Origin of the sequence: Pseudomonas entomophila (assembly GCF_029193575.1) — a bacterium.
Classification (GTDB): domain Bacteria; phylum Pseudomonadota; class Gammaproteobacteria; order Pseudomonadales; family Pseudomonadaceae; genus Aquipseudomonas; species Aquipseudomonas entomophila_G.
This window is the reverse complement of sequence record NZ_JARGCS010000006.1, coordinates 36,018-57,437: the sequence shown is the minus strand read 5'-3', so window position 1 is coordinate 57,437 and position 21,420 is coordinate 36,018. Positions and strand designations below refer to the sequence as shown.

The 21,420-nt window shown below is 69.1% G+C and carries 16 protein-coding genes; 7 read left to right on the top strand and 9 right to left on the bottom strand.

Translation table 11 applies throughout. The annotated features are described in order from the left end of the window. Positions 1-129 precede the first annotated feature (129 nt). The 8 genes from P0Y43_RS00920 to P0Y43_RS00880 form a co-directional block, all read right to left on the bottom strand. The gene (locus P0Y43_RS00920; protein WP_345774551.1) at positions 130-2,766 is read right to left on the bottom strand and encodes a TonB-dependent receptor; all 2,637 of its coding nucleotides are present in this window, start codon (positions 2,764-2,766) and stop codon (positions 130-132) included. Between the two features lie 127 nt (positions 2,767-2,893). After that, positions 2,894-3,823, bottom strand: a complete 930-nt coding sequence (locus P0Y43_RS00910; protein ID WP_275635412.1) for a DUF4880 domain-containing protein — start codon at positions 3,821-3,823, stop codon at positions 2,894-2,896. Further along, positions 3,820-4,329: a sigma-70 family RNA polymerase sigma factor gene (locus P0Y43_RS00905; RefSeq protein ID WP_275635411.1), complete on the bottom strand. Its 510-nt coding sequence runs from the start codon at positions 4,327-4,329 to the stop codon at positions 3,820-3,822. The genes P0Y43_RS00910 and P0Y43_RS00905 overlap by 4 nt, the downstream gene beginning before the upstream one ends. A 155-nt stretch (positions 4,330-4,484) precedes the next feature. Continuing rightward, a complete protein-coding gene (locus P0Y43_RS00900) occupies positions 4,485-5,339 on the bottom strand; it encodes an alpha/beta fold hydrolase (RefSeq protein ID WP_275635410.1) in 855 nt (284 codons plus the stop codon). A 108-nt stretch (positions 5,340-5,447) separates the two neighbouring features. Then, positions 5,448-7,064, bottom strand: a complete 1,617-nt coding sequence (locus tag P0Y43_RS00895; protein ID WP_275635409.1) for a dipeptide ABC transporter ATP-binding protein — start codon at positions 7,062-7,064, stop codon at positions 5,448-5,450. Then, positions 7,061-7,894, bottom strand: coding sequence for an ABC transporter permease (locus P0Y43_RS00890; RefSeq protein WP_275635408.1), 834 nt, complete (start codon positions 7,892-7,894; stop codon positions 7,061-7,063). The genes P0Y43_RS00895 and P0Y43_RS00890 overlap by 4 nt, the downstream gene beginning before the upstream one ends. Positions 7,895-7,905: 11 nt before the next feature. After that, positions 7,906-8,898, bottom strand: coding sequence for an ABC transporter permease (locus tag P0Y43_RS00885; RefSeq protein ID WP_275635407.1), 993 nt, complete (start codon positions 8,896-8,898; stop codon positions 7,906-7,908). After that, positions 8,895-10,502 (bottom strand): ABC transporter substrate-binding protein, encoded by a 1,608-nt coding sequence (locus P0Y43_RS00880; protein ID WP_275635406.1) that lies wholly within the window; start codon positions 10,500-10,502, stop codon positions 8,895-8,897. The genes P0Y43_RS00885 and P0Y43_RS00880 overlap by 4 nt, the downstream gene beginning before the upstream one ends. Before the next feature lie 323 nt (positions 10,503-10,825). Here P0Y43_RS00880 and P0Y43_RS00875 point away from each other — a divergent pair, with 323 nt between their 5' ends. Continuing rightward, entirely contained in the window at positions 10,826-12,187 is a 1,362-nt protein-coding gene (locus tag P0Y43_RS00875; RefSeq protein ID WP_275635405.1) for a tetratricopeptide repeat protein, read from the top strand. A 49-nt stretch (positions 12,188-12,236) separates the two neighbouring features. On the opposite strand, the gene P0Y43_RS00870 is transcribed toward P0Y43_RS00875, so the two are convergent. Beyond that, positions 12,237-13,235, bottom strand: a complete 999-nt coding sequence (locus P0Y43_RS00870) for a P1 family peptidase (protein ID WP_275635404.1) — start codon at positions 13,233-13,235, stop codon at positions 12,237-12,239. Positions 13,236-13,625: 390 nt separating this feature from the next. Between P0Y43_RS00870 and P0Y43_RS00865 the strand changes: the two genes are divergently transcribed. Genes P0Y43_RS00865 through P0Y43_RS00840 form a run of 6 tightly spaced genes read left to right on the top strand, consistent with a single transcriptional unit; the run spans position 13,626 to position 21,419 of the window. Then, the gene (locus P0Y43_RS00865) at positions 13,626-16,061 is read left to right on the top strand and encodes a TonB-dependent receptor plug domain-containing protein (protein WP_275635403.1); all 2,436 of its coding nucleotides are present in this window, start codon (positions 13,626-13,628) and stop codon (positions 16,059-16,061) included. A 57-nt stretch (positions 16,062-16,118) separates the two neighbouring features. Beyond that, positions 16,119-17,453, top strand: a complete 1,335-nt coding sequence (locus P0Y43_RS00860) for an LLM class flavin-dependent oxidoreductase (protein ID WP_275635402.1) — start codon at positions 16,119-16,121, stop codon at positions 17,451-17,453. Next, complete coding sequence (locus tag P0Y43_RS00855; protein WP_275635401.1) at positions 17,450-18,376, top strand: 5'/3'-nucleotidase SurE; 927 nt, start codon at positions 17,450-17,452, stop codon at positions 18,374-18,376. The genes P0Y43_RS00860 and P0Y43_RS00855 overlap by 4 nt, the downstream gene beginning before the upstream one ends. Next, positions 18,373-19,365 carry an LLM class flavin-dependent oxidoreductase gene (locus P0Y43_RS00850; protein ID WP_275635400.1) on the top strand — a complete coding sequence of 331 codons (993 nt, stop codon included), beginning with the start codon at positions 18,373-18,375 and terminating at the stop codon, positions 19,363-19,365. Before P0Y43_RS00855 ends, P0Y43_RS00850 begins: the two co-directional genes overlap by 4 nt. Continuing rightward, positions 19,362-20,381 (top strand): LLM class flavin-dependent oxidoreductase, encoded by a 1,020-nt coding sequence (locus P0Y43_RS00845; protein WP_275635399.1) that lies wholly within the window; start codon positions 19,362-19,364, stop codon positions 20,379-20,381. The genes P0Y43_RS00850 and P0Y43_RS00845 overlap by 4 nt, the downstream gene beginning before the upstream one ends. A 39-nt stretch (positions 20,382-20,420) precedes the next feature. Then, positions 20,421-21,419, top strand: a complete 999-nt coding sequence (locus P0Y43_RS00840) for an LLM class flavin-dependent oxidoreductase (RefSeq protein WP_275635398.1) — start codon at positions 20,421-20,423, stop codon at positions 21,417-21,419. Position 21,420: the final 1 nt, after the last annotated feature.

Genomic DNA, 21,420 nt, shown 5'->3' with positions numbered 1-21,420 from the left:
GGGTGAGATTTTCCAGCCCTGTCGCGGGGCAAGCCCGCGCCCACAGGCTCACCCGCGTTCCCAGGAACAGCAGTGTACTTGTAGAAGCGGGCTTGCCCCGCGATGGGGCCGGCAAAGACCCTGCAAAACCTACCAGGCGTACGTCAGCTTCGCGTAGTAGAACGCCCCGCTGTACCCATACGGCGAGAACGTCGAGTACTTGAGGTTGCCCCCCGAACTGTTGGCGAAGTCCAGCTTGGCCGGCACCTGGTTGGTGACGTTGTCGCTGCCCACGGTGAACAGCCAGTTGTCGTGGCTGTAGTCCAGCGCCAGGTCCAGCACCCACTGCGCGGCGAAGGTCTGGTCGGGGAAGCTGGTGTCGTTCTGGTAGCTGGTGTAGCTGCCATAGCGCACCAGGTTGCTGCGCAGGGTCCAGTTGCCCAGGTTGAAGTCGTTGCCCAGGGTCAGCTTGTGCTCCGGCGTGGTGTCGCCGAGCAGGCCCAGGCGCTCGCGGCGCTCCAGCAGCGAGGTGGTGGCCAGGCCCAACTGGGCGAGGATGGCCGGGTCCGCCTGGGTGTCGGTGACCTTGGTGTGGTTGTAGTTGTAGCCGGTGGTGCTGGTCCAGCGCACGCCGTTGTCGAAGCGATGGTGGTAGCTGGCGACCAGGTCGAGGCCGGTGGTGCGGGTGTCGGCGCCATTGGTGAAGTAGCGCGCGCTGGTGTAGTTGATGTCGCCCACGCCCTGGCCGCGCAGGTAGTCGATGGCGGTGCGGTTCAGGCGCAGGTTGGACGACAGGGTGATGCGGTCGCGGATGTCGATGCGGTAGACGTCGGCGCTGATCTGCCAGTCATCGCTCGGGCGCAGCACCAGGCCCAGGCTGTAGTTGCGCGACTTCTCCGGCTTGAGGTCCTCGGCACCGAGCAGGCGCGAGACCGGCGCATCGACCGGGAAGATACCGGCCTCCTGGATCACCCCGTCGACCAGTTGCGAAGAGGTCGAGGCGAAGTGCTGCTGGGCCAGCGACGGCGCACGGAAGCCACTGGAGATACTGCCGCGCAGGGCCACCGCCGGGGTGAAGTCGTAGCGTGCCGAGAGCGCGCCGCTGACGTTGGAACCGAAGTCGCTGTAGTCCTCGTGGCGGGCGGCGGCAGACACACCGAACTGGTCGGTCAGGTTGGTCTCCAGGTCGATGTACTGCGCCCAGTTATGCCGGCTCCACTGGCCGGCGTCGGCCTCGCGAAAACCCGCGTAGCCTTGGCTGCCGCTCTTGTAGTACGAGCCCGGTTCGCCCGCGTTGACCTCGTAGCCTTGGTGCAGGTACTCGGCCCCCACCGCCACCGACAGCGGGTACGGCAGCCAGCCCAGGTCGAAGTCGCGGGCCAGGTCGAAGGCCAGTTGCTTCTGTTCGCTGGTCAGGCGGCCGTTGTCGAAGCTCAGCGGGGTGCTGCCGGTGTCGTCGAACAAGGCGCGGTTGAGGGTGCGGGTGGACAAGCCATAGTCGTTGCGGCCATAGCTGGCGGAAAGGTCGTAGCGCCAGTCGCCCGCCAACTCGCCGCGCAGCCCAGTGGTGAGCGAGGAATCCTCCAGGGTGCCGTTGATCAACGGCAGGTAGCCGTTGGGGTAGATCGACGGGACGTTGCCTGAGTTGTTGCTGGCGCGGTAGAAGGCAGCGGTCTGGCCGTGGGTCTTGCGGTAACCACCGAAGGCATAGAGCTGGGCCTGCTCGCTCAGGTCGAGCTGGCTGTTGAGGAACAGCTTGAGGTTGTCGTTGGCCGGCTCGCCCTGGCGGAACACTTGCTGGCCGTAGGTGGTGGAGCCGACGCTGCCGGGGCGCAAGTCGTCGCCTGCGCGGTTGGTGTAGTCGTTGTCGCTGGCCTCGGCCGAGAGGTTGAGCCAGCCGCTGCTGCCGATGGCCAGGCCGGTGTTGGCCGAGGCTAGACGCTGGATGCCATCGCCCTTGTTGTACTGACCGTAGCGGGTGCTCAGCGAGCCGCCGCTGGCGTCGTGCTTGAGGATCACGTTGATCACCCCGGCGATGGCGTCGGAGCCGTAGCGCGCCGAGGCGCCGTCGCGCAGCACCTCGATATGGTCGATGGCCGAGATCGGGATAGCGTTCAGGTCCACCGGCGCCGAGCCGCGCCCGGCGGCACCGCCGAGGTTGACGAAGGCCCCGCTGTGGCGGCGCTTGCCGTTGACCAGCACCAGCACCTGGTCGGGTGACAGCCCACGCAACTGCGCCGGGCGGGCCAGCTCGGCGCCGTCCACCAGGCTCGGGCGCGGGAAGCTGATCGACGGGATCAAGCGCGCCAGCACCGCGCCCAGCTCCTCGGAGCCGGTCGCGTTGAGGCTGTCGGCGGAGATGATGTCGATGGGCGACAGCGAGGCACTGGCGGTGCGCTCCTGGGCGCGCGTGCCGGTGACGATCACCTGTTCGAGGCGCACGTCCTGGGGACTGGGGGTGGCCTTGGGCACGGCCACGGCGTGTGCGGGTTGCGCGGCGATCACCACGCCGTCGGCGTCGTGCCGGTAGTCCAGGCCGCTGCCGCGCAGCACCTGCTCCAGCGCCTGGTCGCTGCTGTAGCGGCCTTGCAGGGCCGGGGCGCGCTGGCCACTGACACGCTGCGGGTCGAAGGCGATCGGCACGCCGCTGTGGCGGGAGATTTCCAGCAGGGTCTGGGCCAGGTCGCCGGCGGGGATGGCGTAGTCGAGCTGGGGTTCGGCGGCCTGGGCCGCTGAGCAGGCGATGGCAAGGGCCAGGCAGGTGTATCGGAAGGTGCTAGGGATCATGTGGGGACGTTCCGCGATGGGGTTTGCGTTAATGAGCAACCAGCGCGGGAAAACTGCAGAAAAGCCTTGGATCGATTGGTGCTGAGCTTATTACCTGGTGGGCGACAGCCTTGAGGCCGGCATGGATTCACACTGCCTCGATGCTCACCCACACCCCACCGTAACTGACCACCCTGACCGGCAACGTCGCGGCAATCAGGCGCAACGCCCGCGCGCTGTCATCCAGCGTGAACACGCCGCTGACCCGTAACCGCGCCGCCGCTGGCGACACCCTGAGCACCCCGTGGTGATAAGCCCGCAGCGCCTCCAGCACCTCCCCCAGCGGTCGCTCATGGGCCTGCAACAGGCCGCTGAGCCAGGCCGTGGCCGCCGGGTCGGCGCGCCCCACGCTTGGCGCCTGGGGCGGTTTTATCCACGCCTGCTGCCCAGCCTTGACCAGCACCCCATCACCCGCTTCGCCGCGCAACCGGGCCTGGCTGGCCAGCACCGTGAGCCTGGCCTCGCCCTCGCCCCGCCGCTCCAGCAGCAGACGCCCGCCCTGCCCGGTTTCGACCTGGGCCTGCGACGTCGCCAGGACCACCGGCGCGCCGACACACTCCAGTTGCACCGCGCCCTGGTGCAAGTACAACGCCTGCCGCCCCGGGCTCACCCGGGTCTGCGCATTGAGGGTCAGGCGGTTGCCGCCCTCCAGTTCGAACGTCCGCCGCTGCCCGGTGAGGGTCAGCAGGTCGCCCGGTGCCCAAACCTGAGCATCGATCACCTTCAACCCCACCCCGACGATGCCGACGGCGGCCAACGCCCCGAGGCTGCCTTTGAGGAATGCGCGCCGGCTGTGCGGCGCGCGCAACGCATCGATCACCTGGGTATCGGACAACCCCTGCAACCCCGGGCGTTTGGCTTGCCCCAGGCCGTGGCTCATGCGCTGGAACACCTGGGCATGCCGTGGATGGCTGTCGTGCCACTGCTGGAACGCCTTGGCCTCGGCCTCGCTGACCTGCCCCGAATGCAACCGCGCCATCCACTGCGCCGCCGCCTCCACCAGCGCCTGCTCGCTCATGCGTCCAACGCCAGGTAACACAGGCGGAACGCCTCGGTCATGTACTGCTGCACGCGGCTGACCGAAATGCCCAGGCGCTCGGCGATCGCGGCGTAGGTCAGGCCGCCCAGTTGGCTGTGGATGAACGCCGCCTTGCCCTGCCCTGGCAGGCGGTCGAGCACACGGTCCAGGTGCAGCAGGCTGTCGACCACAAGGTGCAGCTCCTCGGGCGAGGGCTGCGAAGGCGCGGGCAGCTCGCTCATCCAACGCACGTAGGCGCGTTCGAGGTCGCGGCGACGCCAGCTTTCCTGCAACAGGCGCTGGGCGATGGTGGTAAGCAGCGCGCGGGGTTCGCGGATGGTTTCCGGCTGCGGCAAGCCGAGGATGCGCACGAAGGCTTCGGCGGCGATGTCCTCGGCGCTGTGCGGGCAGTGCAGGCGGCTGCGCAGGCGAGCGCAGAGCCAGGCGTAGTTCTGGGCGAACAACTGGCCGAGGAGCTGCTGGGTGGGGGATGGTCTGAAGTCCATGTCCAACCTGGGGGCGCGGGGGAGGATCGCACTGTGCCTGAAAGGATTAAGCGCAAAAAGGAATATTAAATTTTATGGTTATTCGATTTTTATTTACCACTCACCCCTCTCTCCGAGCGAGCTTGCCCCGCGATAAGGCCGGCACGGACGCTGCATCACCCCACCCGCCCCACCAACCGCTCGAACGCCCGCCACACCTCCCCTGGCCGCTCCAGCATCAACTGGTGCCCACACTGCCCGAGCACCTCGAACGCCCCACCCGGCAGCTGCCGCGCCAATGCCTCCCCCGCCGTGGCCGGGGTCAAGCCATCGCGGTCCCCCGACACCACCTCGATCGGCAAGGTCAACCCGGCCAGCGCCTGCGCTTCAGGCCAGCCCGCGTTGTTCATCAGCGACTTGAACACATCCAGACGATTGCGCCGGGCGACCCCTTCCTCGTAGGCCACCAGCGCCCGGTCCGCCACCGGGTGCCAGGCGCGGTCGCGAAAATCGCGGGCCAGCAGCGGCCGTATGATCTGCAGCACCCAGGCCGGCAACTTCAATAACCCGCCACCCCGCTGCGGCCGGTGCAACAGGCTGCCCAGCAGCAAGGCGCCATCGATGCGCACCTGCGGCAAACGCCGGGGCTGCTCCAGCAGCGTGCTCATGGTCAGGCCCGTGCCATAGGAATGGGCCACCACCAGGTTGCGTGGCCCGGCGTAGCGCTCCAGCAACGCCAGCTGATCAGCCACCAGCGCCGTCCAGGCGTAGTGCTCGGTGCCGTGGGGCTTGTCGCTGTCGCCGTGGCCGAGCAGGTCCCAGGCCACGCGGCTGTAGCCCTGCTCGCCAAGGCGGCGCCACAGTTCACGCCATTGGTCCTTGTTGCCGCCACTGCCGTGGCCGAGGAACACCACGGTGTCGGCCCGCTGGTCACCCGGCTGGAAGGCCACGCTCAGGTGCCGCCCAGGGCGCACCTCGAGCCGCTCGCCGCGTACCTGCGGCAGGTCGGAGAAACGCTTGCTATCAGCCATTGGCACCCAGGGCCTCCTGATGAACGAATGAATCGGGCCGCCGACAGCCTCCAGCGAAGCGCAGGCGCGGGCTAGGGTTGTTGGCTTGGCATCCACGCCGGGGCACGCTCATGGCGTGACCTCCAGCGTACGCGCCTGAATGTCGAAGCCTTGCAGCAAGGTGCGCGTGTAGGCGTGGCGCGGTCGGGCCAGCAGCGTCGCCGTGGCGCCCTGCTCCACCACTTGCCCCGCCTGCATCACCGCGATGCGGTCGCACAACCGCGCGGCCACGCGCAGGTCATGGGTGATGAACACGATACTCAGTTTCAAGCGCCGCTGCAGGCTTTCGAGCAGCTCGAGCACCTGCACCTGGATCAACGCATCGAGGGCCGACACGCATTCGTCGGCGATCAGCACCTTCGGCTCCACCGCCAGGGCGCGGGCGATGCCGATACGTTGGCGCTGGCCACCGGAAAACTCGTGGGGGTAGCGCTGCAGGGCGCTCTCCGGCAGGCCGACCAGCGCCAGCGCCTCGCGCGCTTTGTCCGCCGCCTGCCGCGCGCTGCGACCCTGGGCCAACGGGCCGGCCATCAACTGCGTGACGATGGTTTGGCGCGGGTTGAGCGAGGCGAACGGGTCCTGGAAGATCATCTGCACACCACCTCGCAACGGGCGCAGGCGCGACTCGGCCAGTTGCGTGACGTCGTGCTCGTGCCAGTGCACGCTGCCAGCGTCGCTGCGCAGCAGGCGCACCAGGCAGCGGCCCAGGGTCGACTTGCCCGAGCCGGATTCGCCAACGATGCCCAGGGTCTCGCCTTCGCCCAGGTGCAGGTCGACACCGGCCAGCGCGCGGGTGGTGCGCCGCCCCCACCAGCCGATGCGCCGGCTGAAGTGTTTTTCCAACTGCCGCGCCTGCAACACCGGCGCGCCACCCTGCAACACCGGGCGCGGCTGCGCCGGCCTGGCGCTGACCGCGTCGAGCAGCCGCCGGGTATAGGCCGCACGCGGCTCACCCAGCACCTGGGCCGCGGTGCCCTGCTCCACCACCTGGCCCTTTTCCAGCACCAGCACACGGTCGGCGATGGCCTCGACCACGGCGAAGTCGTGGGTAATGAACAGCATCGCCATGCCCTGCTCACGCTGGATGCGCCGCAGCAGGTCGAGGATCTGCCGTTGGGTGCTGACGTCCAGCGCCGAGGTCGGCTCGTCGGCGATCAACAGCGCCGGGGCGAACGCCAGGGCCATGGCGATCACCACGCGCTGGCGCTGGCCACCGGACAGCTCGAACGGGTAGGCATGACGCAGGCGTTCGGGGTCGGGCAGGCCGACGTAGCCCAAGAGTTCGAGCACGCGCGCACGGCGCTGGGCAGCGTTCGCCACACCATGGGCTGCAAGGGTTTCGTCGATCTGTCGACCAACGCTGAGCAGCGGGTTGAGCGCGCTCATCGGCTCTTGGAAGACCATGCTGATGTCATGCCCGCGCAAGGCGCGCAGGGCGCTTTCATCGAATGTGGCAAGGTCCCGACCGCGCCAGCGCACCTGCCCGTCGCTCACCCGCAAAGGGTGCGGCAACAGGCGCAGCAGGGCCTTGGCCAGCATCGACTTGCCCGAGCCGGACTCGCCGACCACGCACAGGCACTCACCGGCACGCACCTGCAACGACAGGTCGTGCAGCGCATGGTGGCGCTCACCGCCCGCCGGCAGCGCGATGCTCAGGTGCTGGATATCGAGCAGGGCCTCGCTCATGGTTGTTCTCCTTGCCGGCGCACCGGCTCCAGGGCCACCCGCAGGCCCTCACCGACGCGGTTCACTGCCAGCACACTGAACAGGATCGCCAACCCCGGCAGCAGGCTCATCCACCACGCCTCGCGCAGCACGTTGCGCGAGGCATTGATCATGTAGCCCCAGCTCATCGCCTCCGGGTCGCCGAGGCCGAGAAAAGCCAGCGCCGCCTCGGTGAGGATCGCCGTGGCCATCACGAAACTCAGGGTCACCAGCAGCGGCGCGAGGGCGTTGGGCAGGATCTGCCGGCAGACGATCGCCAACGGCGACTGCCCCAGCACCCGCGCCGCCTGCACGAACTCGCGCTGGCGCAGGCTGAGGAACTCGCTGCGCACCAGGCGCGCCACGCCGGGCCAGGCCACCAGGGCGATGGCCAGGACGATGGTGCCCAGCGACGGCTCCAGCACCGCCACCAGGATCACCGCCAGCACCAGTTGCGGAATGACTTGGAAGAACTCGGCCACGCGCATCAGCACGGCATCGGCCCAGCCGCCGAAATAGCCGGCCACGGCACCGACCAGCAGCCCCACCAGCAGGGTCGCCAGGCTGGCCAGCAGGCCCACCGCCAGCGACACCCGCGCGCCGTACAGCAGCCCACTGGCCAGGTCGCGGCCCAACAGGTCGCTGCCCAGCCAGTGCGCCGCCTCATGCAAGGGCGCCAGCATGGGCGTGGCGTTCATTTCCCACGGCGAGGCCGGGCTGAGCCACGGCGCCGCCAGCGCCAGGGCGCCGAGCAGCAGCAGGAATGCCGCGCCGAGCACGGCCAGGCGTTGCTCGATAAAACGTTGCCACACGGTGTGACTCCTCATCGTGTCGGCTCCGCGGCGCCGATCCGTGGATCGAGGGCGCGGCAAGCCAGGTCGGTCAACAGGTTGAAGCCGACCACCAGTATCGAGATCAGCAAGAAGCCGCCCAGCAACACGCTGTAGTCGCGCTGGGCCAGGGCCTCGTACATCAACCGGCCGATGCCCGGCCAGGCGTACACCACCTCCACCAGCAACGCGCCACTGGCCAGTTGGCCCAGTTGCAGGCCAGCGAAGGTCACCACCGGCAGCAGCGCATTGCGCAACACGTGGGCGAACAGGATGCGCCCAGGGCGCAGGCCCTTGGCGCGGGCGGTGTACACGTGCTCCTGGCGCAGTACCTCGAGGGTCGCGGCGCGGGTCAGGTGCACGTACAGGGCCAGGAACAGGAAGCTCAGCGACAGGCATGGCAAAACCAGGTGGCGAGCCCGGTCGGCCAGCCAAGCGCCGCCGTGCAGGTCGGCGGCGACCGTCTGCATGCCGAACGCTGGCAGCCAGTCGAGGGTCACCGAGAACAGCACGATCAGCAGCAACGCCAGCCAGAACGGCGGCGTGGCATAGAGCAGCAGCGCGCCGTGGCTGATCAGGCCGTCGAGCCATCCCCGGCGTTCGCGGCTGAGTGCGGCGAGCACGCCCAAGGCCACGCCCAGCAGCGACGACAGCACGAAGGCCGTACCCATCAGGCCCAGGGTCGCCGGCAGGCGCTCGGCGAGCAGGTCCCACACCGGGGCCTGGTTGCGGTAGGAGTAGCCCAGGTCCAGGTGCGCGACCTGGCCCAGGTACAGCCACAGCTGGCGCGCCAGGGGCTGGTCCAGGCCCATGTCGTGGCGCAGGCTGGCGATGTACTGGGCATCGTCTACCCCGGCCTCGCCGGCCATCAGCAGCGCCGGGTCGCCGGGCGCCAGGCGCACCAGCAGGAAGCTCAGCACCAGCACGCCGACGATCATCAGCAACGCCCGGCCCAGGCGCGCGACGAGGAACCGCAGCGTGCTCATGGCGCCGGGGCGTCGAGGTAGACGCGCTCGTAGTCTTCGTTGAGGCTGGTGGCGGTCTGCAGCAGGTTCTGCACTTGGCCGTGGAACAGCGTCGGGTAGCGCATCTCGAAGATTGGCGCCACCGGCAGGTCATCGTTCAGGCGCTGCTCCAACTGGCTGTACAACTGCGTGCGCTGCGGGCCCTCGGCCGTGTCGGCGACCTGGTCCCACAAACGGTCGACCTCGGGGTTGCTGTAGCCACCGACGTTGGCGAACGGCGAGGTCTTGAGGATGTAGTCGGAGCGGTACAGGTAGGCGTTGACCAGGTACGGGTCGCCGATCTGGAAGATGAAGTTGTAGGTCATGTCGAAGTCCCAGTCGCTGACGCGCTGGAACCAGGTGGCCGCGTCCGAGGTCACCACCTGCACCTTGATGCCCAGGGGTTGCAGGGCCTGGCGGGTGTATTCGGCCAGGCGCTCCCAGGCCCCGCCCTTCTCGCCGTTGCGCAGACGCAGGCGCAGCGTGCTGAGGTCGACCCCGGCCTCGGCGATCAGCGCCTTGGCCTTGGCCAGGTCGTAGCCATACTGCGGCAACTGCGGGTCGTGGTAGGGCGAGCTGGAGGCGAATGGCCCGGGCGCGACCTTGCCGGCGCCGAAGAAGATGTTGTCAACGATGAACGGACGGTTCAGCGCATAAAGGATCGCCTGGCGCACCTTGGGGTTGTCCAGCGGCGGCTTGCGCGTGTTGAACTGCAGGAAGGCCAGGCCCGAGTACAGCTCCCAGCCCTGCTCCGAGGCCTGCACGCCAGGCAGCGCGCCGAGGCGCTTGAGGTCGGCGTAGTCGGCGTCGCCGCTGCGCAGCACCTGCACGTCGCCGCGCTCGAAGGCCGCGGCGCGCGAGGCAGCGTCGGGGATCACGTGGAAGACGATGGCGTCCAGGTGCGGCAGGCCCTTTTTCCAGTAGTCCGGGTTCTTCACCAGCTTGATGTAGGCGCCGCGTTTCCATTCCTGGAAGACGAACGGGCCGGTGCCGACGGGCTTGAGGTTGTAGGGGTTGGCGCGAAAGTCGGTGCCGGCGTAGAGGTGCTTGGGCACCACCGGGCGCAGGCCGCTGCCGAGCAGGGAGAGGAACGGCGCGAACGGTTTCTTCAGGTGGAAGGTCACTTGCAGCGGCGTGGGGGTGTCGATCGACGCCACGTACTCGCTGAACACGCTGCCGACGCGCTTGTCGACCTCGGGGTAGAAGGTCTGGAAGCTGAACTGCACGTCCTCGGCGCTGAACGGCTGGCCGTCGTGCCAGCGCACATCGGGTTGCAGCTCGAAGGTGTAGGCCAGGCCATCGGGCGAGACACTCCAGGCGCGCGCCAGCACCGGTTGCGGCTTGAGCGTGGTGTCGAAGGTCAGCAGGCCCTGGAGGATCTTGCCGCTGACGTACTGGGTGGAGACGTGGGTGACCACCCCGTGCATCAGCGACGGCGGCTCGGGCTGGGCGACCAGGTTCAGCACGCCGCCGTCGCGCGGGGCGGCGTGGGCGCCGGCGGCGAGCAGCGCGGCGCTGGCCAGCAGGCCCAGCCGTTTGAGGGCGTGGCGCAATGTCCCCGGGCGGGGTGGGTTGGCGGTGGGCATGGGAACTCCTTGGCAACGAATGCAGAGGGGATAGCAAGGCGTATGCCACGGGGCGCGTTGCGCCCCTCGCGGCGCAAGGCCGCTCCCACAGGGACCACGCACGGCCACGCTTGTACGCTGGGGGACAGGCGCTGTGGGAGCGCCCTTGCGCCGCGAGGGGCCGCAACGTGGCCTCCGCCCACTGGTGAAAAATCCACACCCCACGCCCCCGTCTGCGGAAAAAGCAACAGCGGCACTGCCCCACTCCCCGCCATCCGCGCGCTACGCGCCTGGCACAACCTTTGCCCTGCATGCTTGATCGACGAACCATCGGAACCGACCGCATGTCACTGGACTACCTGGGCAACCCCCTCGACACCGACACCCTCGACGCCCGCCAGGCCCTGGACGATTTCGTCTCGGGCTTTCTCGGCTACCACCCCCGCGCCGAGGCGATCCTGGCCAGCGCCGACCGCCACCCCGGCTCGGCGCTGAGCAACGCCCTGGCGGGCATCCTGATGATGTTCAGCGAGTCGCCCGAGGGCCCTGGGCTGGCTGAGCGCTACCGCCTGCGCGCCGCCCAGGTGCCTCAGCCACACCCGCGCGCGACGCTGTACCTGGCGCTGCTGCAAGCCTGGATCGACGATGACCTGGACCAGGTGCTGAGCGCCAGCGAGACCTTGCTCGCGCAGTACCCACGCGACCTGTTCGCCGCCAAGCTCAACCAGTACGTGGAGTTCAACCGTGGCAACTGGCCCGCGCTGCTGCGCATCGGCCTGAAGGCCGTCGAGGCCGCGCCCGACATCGCCCCGGCCCACGCCATGCTGGCGTTCGCCTACGAGCAATGCCACCTGCTGGAAGAGGCCGAGGCCAGCGCCCGCCAGGCCCTGGCGTTGCAGGCGAACGAGCCGTGGGCACAACACGCCCTGGCCCATGTGATGCTGACCCAGGGGCGCATCGAGGAAGGCATCGCGTTCCTGGAGGGTGTGACGCACCACTGGGATGGGCTCAACTCGTTCATGTACACCCACAACTGGTGGCACCTGGCGCTGTTCCAACTGGGGCGCGGCGACCACGCGCAGGTGCTGGCGATCTACGACCGGCATGTGTGGGGCATCCTGCCGGAATATTCCCAGGACCAGGTGGGTGCGGTGTCGCTGCTGGCGCGGCTGGAGCTGGCCGGGGTCGATGTCGGCGCACGCTGGCAAGCGCTGCTGCCGTACCTGCGCCAACGCCAGGGCGACACGGTGCAGCCACTCCTCAGCCTGCAGTACCTGTACGGCCTGGCCCGCGCCGACGCACCGCAGGCCGAACGGCTGCTCGCAGCATTGCGTGAGCGAGCTCACCAGGCACCGACGTTCAGCCGGGCGACCTGGGCCGAGGTGACCGTGCCGCTGGCCGAGGCGTTGCTGCACCATGCACGGGGCGAGCATGAGCGTGCGCTCGTATTGTTCGGCGGGGCGATGCCGCGGCTGAACGAGATCGGCGGCAGCCATGCGCAGCGCGACCTGTTCGCGCAGATCGAACTGGATGCGCGCCTGCGCGCTGGCGATTGGGTGGGCGCGCAGCAGGTGCTGGAGTTGCGGCGCCGTTATGACCCGTGGGACGTGCCGACCAATCGCCATTTGCAACGGGTGTATGCGGCGCTGGGGTTGCCGACGCTAGCGCGCCAGGCCGGCGAGCGCGTGGCCAAGATCCTGGGCTGAAGGCGCCTGGGCCGGCCCAGGCCCCTCCCATCATTGCCTTGCACACACCTCACCGCCCTCGCCGCGCCTCGAACACCCCACGGGCAATCGCCCGGGCCACGCAACTGGCCGCCGCCGCGCCGATCCGCCCGATGTCCACCTGCCGCCGCGCGCCCTCACTGAGCTCCACCGCGCCGCCGGCCAGGGCGAACACCGTGTCGCCATCGAACGGCAGGTGCGCCGGGCGCACCGCCATGGCAATACCGTCCTGGCCCATGATCGCCACCCGCTTGCACTCGGCGGTGCTCATTCGCGCGTTGCTCGCCACCACCACCAGCGTGGTGTTGGCCCCGGCCTGCAGACGCCCCATCGAATCCAGCCGCGACAACGCCGGCATCGGATCGCTGCAATCCTGCTCGCCCTGAGGGCGTGCGCCGCCCGCCTCGCCGCCGATCTCCCAAGGCCAGGCCCAGAAGGTGTGGCCATCGGGCATGTACACCGAGCCGATCGGGTTGGCCACCACCAGCGCGGCCACCACCAGGCCGTCACCGAGGTCCAGCGACGCCGAGCCCAGCCCACCTTGCAGCACTCCGGCCATGGCCCCGCGCCCGGCACCCACCGCGCCCAGGGCGAACTCGCCGGCGCAGTTGGCCAGCGCCTCGAAGCCCAGGTGCCGATATGGCGGCGCCAGGCCCCAGCGCTTGTCGCCCTCATTGGCCAGGTCGTGCAGTACGGCGGCAGGAACGATAGGGATGGCCGGCGCTCCGGCTTTCAGGTGCAACCCAACGCCTTCGGCGGAGAGCGCCGCCGCCACCGCGTCCGCCGCGCCCAGGCCGAACACCGAGCCGCCGGCGAACACCAAGGCGTGCAATTGGCCGACCATGTTCTGCGGCTCCAATGCCGCCGACTCTCGCCCGCCGGGGCCGCCGCCACGGATGTCGACGCTGGCGGTCCACGGTTGCTCGGTGCGGATCACCGTGACACCGGTGGCGACACGTTCATCGGTGGCATGACCGACCAAAAGCCCAGGGATGTCGGTGAGCAGGTTGCGGGGTCCGGGGTGAGGCATGAAAAAGCGTCCTGATTGTCGCGCGAAGGTGTGCCCCGGGTAGAGCAAGCCCTGTGCCAATCGATACGCGTCGAACCTTCTGGGCGCAGGCGTGCCCGCGATCGCGTCCGCCCCGGCAACGTTGTCGCCCATCCCGACGCGATCGCGGCCCCAGCCCGGCTGCGGAAAAACCAGCAGGCTGGATGGACGCTGCTTCAAAAACACCAGCCGGGCCCGCAACAAACTTGCAACACGCTGTTTTCAAAAGACTTTCACAGATGGCACAGCCCTTGCTCCAGGCAGCCGCACCAGAGCTTGAAACCTAACAAGCCGCGTACTCACTACTTAACCCGACAAGGTTGGCCACCCAGCAGGGCGCGAACCGGGGACCCTACTGGAGCGTTTCGAATCATGATCTCTTCCCCTCTCACCGACCTGCGCCGACCGCGCAAGGCCTTCGCCCACAGCCTGCTGTTCCTCGCCCTGTGCGAGGCGGCCAGCGCCGGCAGCCCGCTGCTGGCTGCCGAGGCCAAGAGCGACAACCCGCTGGACACCGTGGTGGTGGTCGGCAACCGTGGCCAGGCCCGCACCCTGGCCGAAAGTCCGGCCCCCGTCGACGTGATCTCCTCCAAGCAATTGCTGGCCACCGGGCAGCCAGACCTGACCCGCGCCCTGAGCCGCGTGCTGCCCTCGCTGAACCAGCCCGCCTCCTCCGGCTTCGGCTCCACCTCGGTGGTGCGCCCAATCAGCCTGCGTGGTTTGAACGGCGACCAGGTGCTGGTCTTGGTCAACGGCAAGCGCCGGCACAACAGCGCGCTGCTGAACAACGGCACCTACTTGAACTCCGGCTCCCAGCCGGTCGACCTGGACATGATCCCCACCGCCTTGGTCGACCACGTCGAAGTGCTGCGCGACGGCGCCTCCGCGCAGTACGGCTCGGACGCCATCGGCGGGGTGGTGAACATCGTCCTCAAGCAGACCGACCACGGCGGCAGCCTGGCCACCAGCTACGGGCAGAACTACGAGAACGGCGATGGCGAGACCTGGCGCCAGAGCGGCAACGTTGGCCTGGCCCTGCCCAACGACGGGTTCATCCACCTGGGCCTGGACGTCAAGCACCAGAAGGTTTCCGACCGGTCGGACAGCGCCCCCTACACCGACAGCGCCGGCAACACCAGCCTGCAGCACACCTACTACGGCACTGGCCTGCCCGAGGCGCGCAACTTCAGCCTGGGCTACAACGCCGAGTTGCCGGTCAGCGACGCGCTGACCCTGTACTCGTTCTCCACCTACACCCGGCGCAATTCCGAGAAGCCGCTGGCCTTCCACCAACCGCCGAGCTTCGACGGCATCGCCACGCCGTTCCCCGAGGGCATCGAAGACACCTTGCGCTTCATCGAGAACGACTTCCAGGTGGCCTTCGGCGGCAAGGGCACGGTGGGCGGCTGGGACTACGACCTGTCCAGCACCTACGGCCAGGACCACGCCGAGGCGACCCTGCGCCACACCTACAACCTCAGCTACGGCCCCGACTCGCCGACCTCGGTGGACACCGGCGTGAAGACCTTCAGCCAGTGGACCAACAACCTCGACCTGACCCGCGCCTTCGACCTCGGCCTGGCCAAGCCCACGCAGATTTCCTGGGGCCTGGAGCAGCGCTACGAGAACTACAAGATCGGCAAGGGCGACTACGCGTCCTATGCCAGCGGCCCCTTCACCACCGGCGCCAGCGGCAGCCCGATCCCGCCGGGCACCATCTCCGGGGCCGGCACCACGCCCGCCGACGCCGCCGAGAAAGGCCGCACCAGCCTGGCCGGCTACGGCGAGATCGGCCAGGACCTCACCGACAACTGGCACGTGGACCTCGCCGGGCGCTACGAGCACTACAACGACGGCTCCGGCACCACCACCAACGGCAAGCTCGCCACCCGCTACCAGCTCACGCCGATCCTCGCCGTGCGCGGCAGCTTCAGCACCGGTTTCCGCGCACCGTCGCTGGCCCAGCAGATCTACAGCGCGACCTCGCAGACCAACGTCAACGGCAACCTCTTCGACTACCGCAACGTGGCCGTGGACTCGACGGTGGCCAAGGCCCTCGGTGCAAGCACCCTCAAGCCGGAAAAGTCCACCAACTTCGGCCTGGGTCTGACCCTGCAACCGACCGACGCCACCAGCATCACCCTCGATGCCTACCAGATAAAGATCAAGGACCGCATCGCCCAGACCGGATACCTCGGCGGCACCCCGCAGATCGCCGCGATCCTCGCCGCCGCCGGGCTGCCGACCAACCAGTCGGTGACCTACTTCACCAACGCCCTGGACACCACCACCCGTGGCGTCGACCTGGTCGGCGACTACCGCCAGGCCCTGGGCGCCTACGGCAGCGTGCGCTACACCCTGGGCTTCAACTGGAACACCACCGAGATCGACGACATCCATGCCTCGCCCGTGGCCCAGCAGGCCCTCGGCCCCACCGGTGGCTATGACCGCCAGCGCCAGGGCAACCTCAAGCACGGCCTGCCGGAGTCCAAGCTGCTGCTCGGCGCCACCTGGAGCATCGACAAGTTCGAGGTCGCGCTGAACCTCACCCGCTACGGCGAGTACACCCAGTACGGCACGGTGGAGGCCTTCGACCGCACCTTCTCGCCGACCTGGATCACCGACCTGAACCTGGACTACCACGTCACCTCGGCCCTGACCCTGACGGCAGGGGCCAACAACCTGTTCAACGTCTACCCCGAGCGCACCCACCTGCCGAGCGCCTCCGGCGCCTTCCCCTACGGCAACTTCTCGCCGTACGGCACCACCGGCGGCTACTGGTACACCGGCCTGACCTACTCCTTCTGACCCGCCCACCGCCCCGCCAACCACTGGCGGGGCGGCCCAGCCCATGCGAGGCCGTCCATGACCCGTCGCACCGACCAACTCAAGCTGGGGGCCTTCCTGGCCAACAGTGGCCACCACGTCGCCGCCTGGCGCCATCCGCTGGCCCAGGCGGACGCCAGCCTCGATTTCGATCATTTCAAGGCCATCGCGCAGAGCGCCGAACGCGGCAAGTTCGACGCCCTGTTCGTCGCCGACGTGGTCGCCCTCTGGGGGCACCACCTCGATGCCCTGAGCCTCACCGCCCGTGCCGAGCACTTCGAACCCCTGACCCTGATGGCCGCGCTGGCGGCGGTCACCGAGCGCATCGGCCTGATCGCCACCGCCACCACCAGCTACAACGAGCCATACCATATCGCCCGCAAGTTCGCCTCCCTCGACCACCTGTCCAAGGGCCGCGCGGCCTGGAATCTGGTGACCTCGGTGGTGGCCGACGAAGCCTGGAACTTCGGCCGCGCGCAGCACATCGACCACGCCGACCGCTACCAGCGCGCCGAGGAATTCCACGATGTGGTCAAGGGCCTGTGGGACAGCTGGGACGACGATGCCTTCGTGCGCGACAAAGCCAGCGGCCAGTACTTCGACCCCGGCAAGCTGCACACCCTCGACCACCATGGCCCGCACTTCACGGTGCGCGGCCCGCTGAACGTGGCGCGCCCACCCCAGGGCCACCCGGTGCTGGTGCAGGCCGGCGCCTCCGAACCGGGACGGGCGCTGGCGGCGCGGGTCGCCGAGGTGATCTTCGCCTCACAGCATGACCTGCCCAGTGCCCAGGCGTTCTACCAGGACATCAAGGGCCGTGCCGCCGCGCTGGGGCGCGACCCGGAGCACATCAAGATTCTCCCAGGCATTACCCCATTCATCGGCCACACCCGCGAGCAGGCCCAGGCCCTGTTCGAGCAGTTCCAGGCGCTGATCGACCCGGTGCTGGGCCTGCGCCTGCTGGCCGACACCCTGGGCGAGGACATCGACCTTTCCGGCCACGACCTCGACGGCCCACTGCCCGACACCCCGGCGGGCCAGCGTGGCAGCCGCCGCGACCAAGTGCTGCAACTGGCCCGCCGCGACAACCTGAGCATCCGCCAGTTGTACCTGCGCCTGGCCGGCGGCAACCCGGTGATCGGTACGGCCGAAGACATCGCCGAGACCTTCGAGCAGTGGTTCCAGGCCCGGGCCTGCGACGGCTTCAACGTGTTCTTCCCATACTACCCCGGCGCCATCGACACCTTCGTCGACCACGTGGTCCCCTTGCTGCAGCAACGCGGGCTGTTCCGCCATGAGTACAGCGGCCACACCCTGCGCGAGCACCTGGGCCTGCCACGCCCGGCCAACCGCTTCACGCAGGCACGGCCATGAGGGCGCTGGCCTGCCTGCTGCTGGCCAGCAGCGCCCTCGCCTGCGCACCGGCGTTCGCCCTGAACATCCTCTTGAGCAATGACGACGGCTACACGCACCCCAACATCCGCGTGCTCTACACCACCCTCAAGGCCGCTGGGCACCAGGTGCGCATCGCCGCCCCGCAGAGCGAGCAGAGCGCGCGCGGCGGCGCGTTTTTCTATGGCCGGGAAGTCAGCATCGGCCGCGACAGCGACCCGGCCTACCCCGACAGCTACTACCTCGCCACCCACGAGACCGGCGTGTGCCAAAGCCCCGCCTGCGCCGGGCAGACGGTGAGCATCGAGATCAGCGCGACCCCTGTGATGGCCGTGTTGATGGGGTTGAACAAGGTGATGCCCGACCCGGACCTGGTGATCGTCGGCCCCAACCCCGGCAACAACCTGGGCGCCATCAACCTCGCCTCGGGGACGTTCAACGCCGCCAGCGCCGCCCTGCGCGCGGGCGTGCCGGCACTGGCGGTGAGCACCGACCTCAAGGACCAGGACGCGCAGCGCACGGCGCAGCGGGTGCTGCGCCTGGTGCAGGCGCTGGAGCAACACCGCCACCCTGGCGCCAGGCTGCTACCGCAGGGCCTGGGGCTCAACGTCAACCTGCCCGCCGGTGACATCCAAGGCGCACGCCTGACCCGCATCGGCCGCTACGTCGGCTTCGAGGCGCTGTACACCGACGACCTCGCCGGCCTCGACCCCGCGCTGGCCGGCAAGCCCGGCATCGGCTTTCGCCGCAGCCCGCCACCGCGTGCCGACGAACAGGACGACGAAGCCGTGTGGCTGGCCAAGGGCTACATGACCCTCAGCCCGTTCAACGGCCTGCTCCAATCCACTCGCCCGAACCCTGACCTGCAAGCCCTGGCGGCACGCGCGCAAGGAGGCACACCATGAATGAGCGATTCTCCCTGGGCTTTCTCACCCGGGTCTACCAGCCACGTTTCGATGCCCAGGTGTACCGCGACACCCTGGCGCTGTTTCGCGTCGCCGAGGAGTTGGGCTTCGACACCGGCTGGGTGGCCCAGCACCACTTCGCCAGCGAGCACGGGCGCCTGCCCTCGCCGCTGGTGCTGCTCGCGGCCATCGCCCAACGCACCCGGCGCATCGGCCTGGGCACCGGGATCATCGTCCTGCCCCAGGAGCCGCCCCTGCGCCTGGCCGAAGACGCCGGCGTACTCGACCTGCTCGCCGATGGCCGCCTGCAACTGGGCCTGGGCGCCGGTTTCGACCCGGATACGTTCAGTGCCTTCGGGGCCGAGCACGGTCAACGCCACGCCCACTACGAGACGCACTTGCAACACCTGCACACGGCGCTGGCCGGTGCGCCGCTGGACGACCAGGGGCGGCGCCTGCTGCCTGCGGCCACCGGGCTCGACCAGCGGCTGTGGGAAGCCACCTCGCGGGTCGAACAGGTCGCCACGCGCGGCAATGGCCTGATCATGGCGCCCAACCCGCTGCTGCCTGCCGAAGCGGCTGTGCAACTGGTGCAGCGCTACCGCCAGACCTGGAGCGACACCCACCCAACCCCGGCGCGGGTGGTACGGGTGCAAGGGGTGTTTCCCGCTGGCGGCGACGACCGCTACCTGCGCCAGGATATCCAGGCCTACGTGCGCCGCCAGCAAGGCATCGGCGTGCTCGACGAATCGCTGGGCAGCGACTTCCCCAGCGTGCTCCAGCGCCTCGGCGTGCTGCACGGCTCGCCCGCGCAGATCATCGACGGCCTGCGGGCCGGCCCCCAACTGGGTCCGCACGACCACCTGGTGGTGCAAGTGCAAACCACCAGCACCCCCTTGCGCGAAGCCATCCGCGCCCTGGAAACCCTCCGCGAACACATCGCCCCGGCCCTCGGCTGGCGCCCCAGAACGGAACCTCACCGAGCATGAGCAAACCTTTCAAACTGGGCTTTCTCAGCCACGCCTTCGGCACCGACCCGCGCCAGGCCTACCGTGACCTGCTGGAGCAGTTCGAGGTCGCCGAAGCCTTGGGCTTCGACGGCGGCTGGATCGCCCAGCACCACCTGAGCGGCGGCTTCGGCCAATTGCCCTCGCCCTTGGTGCTACTGGCCGCCGTGGCCGAGCGCACCCGGCATATCGAACTGGGCACCGGCGTCATCGTGCTGCCCTTCGAAGACCCGATCCGCCTGGCCGAAGACGCCAGTGTGCTCGACAGCCTCAGCGGCGGTCGGGTGCAACTGGGCCTGGGCAGCGGCGGCGCCAACCTGGACAACTTCAGTGCCTTTGGACGTGCCCCCCAGCACCGTCAAACGCAGTTCGAGCAGCACCAGCAACGCCTGCAACAATTGCTCGAAGGCGCCCCCCTGAGCGCTGGGCTGACCTTGCAGCCCCCGGCCCCAGGCCTGCGCCAGCGCCTCTGGCATTCCCACGGCAGCGTCGAAGGCGCCGCCTACGCCGCCCGCCACGGCAACGGCCTGCTGCTGGGCACCGCCACCCACGACCCGCTGACCGTGCAAAAACCCCTGGCCGACGCCTACCTGCAAGCCTGGCGCGACCCGCAGCAAGCCCCGCGCATCGGTGTGGTGCGCGCCGTGTTCCCCGCCCAGGACCGGACCAGCGCCCAGGCCGAGCTGGCGGTGGACATCGAGCGGCACATCCCGCGCCTGCAACGCGAAGGGTTGATCGACCAAGCCGTCGACCTGCAGGCGCACCTGCGCCTGATGAACGTGCACCACGGCCACCCCGACGAGGTGCTGCACAGCCTGCGCCACGACCCTGCCCTGCTGGGCTATGCCGATTACCTGATCGTCGTGACGCAGGCCGAAAGCTCGACCCAGGCCCAGGTGTTGCAGCGCCTGCGGGTCATCGCCGAAACCATCGCCCCGGGGTTGGGCTGGCGCCCGGCGCACGCGCGCGCTACTCAGCCGCAAGCGAGAGTGGGATGATGGAGCCGACCGCCCTTCCCTCCCCCACGGAGCCCCCGCATGGCGCTTGAGTTCAGCTGGCAATTGCCACTCTGCGGCCCTGCCGCCGCGCCCGCCTGGGCGGCCCGGCCAGGGCAGTGGATACAGCTGGCCCAGGCGGTCGAATACGCGGGGCTCGACGGCCTGTGGGTGCCTGGCGGCGCGCAGTGCGCCGACAGCCTCGGGGTGGCCGCGGCACTGTGCGCGCACACCCGTCGCGTGCACCTGACGGTCAGCGTGCCGCCGGAAGTGATGCTCCCCGCCGCGCTGGCCAGCACCGTGCAGAGCCTGCAATCGATCAGTGCCCAGCGCGTGCGCCTGCACCTGCCCGACAGCGAGCAGAGCAGCCTGCGCCACGCCTTCGGCGATTGGCTCAACCGCGACCAGCGCAGCGAACGCATTGGCGAATACCTGGAAATCCTCGGGCGCCTGCTGGGCCCCACAGACGAGGGGTTCACCTACAGCGGTCGCTACTTCCAACTGGAAAACGCCGGCTTCGGCCGCCGCGCCCTGCCCGCCCCACCGATCATCCTCGACGACAGTCAAAGCCCGCTGCTGATCGCCAGCCACGCCCAGGCCTGCCTGCTGCGCCCAGCGCCCCCGCCGTGGTTGCGTGAGGCGATGCAGCGCGTGCGCGATGCAGGCCCCGCGCCGACCTTTGCCTGCGCTTTCGGCCTGGCCCTGGGCGACACCGAGGCGCAGGCCTGGGAGGCTGCCGAGCGGCAACTGGGCGACGCCCCGGCCAACGCGCCGGCCAGCCACGACGCACTGCCCCGCCTGCAACGCGACAGCCACCCGCTGCGCCGCTTCGAAGTGCACCCCAACCTGCTGCAACTGCAGCCCGGCCAACCGCTGTACCTGGTCGGCACGGCCACGCAGCTCGCCACTCGCCTGCAAGAACTGCACGGGCTGGGCATCGACCATGTGGTCATCCACGGCCAGCCGGCGGTCGGCGAAGTGCTGCGCTTCGCCGAACAGGTCCTGCCGCTGTTGGGCCCCCTGCGCAAGGAGCGCCACTGAC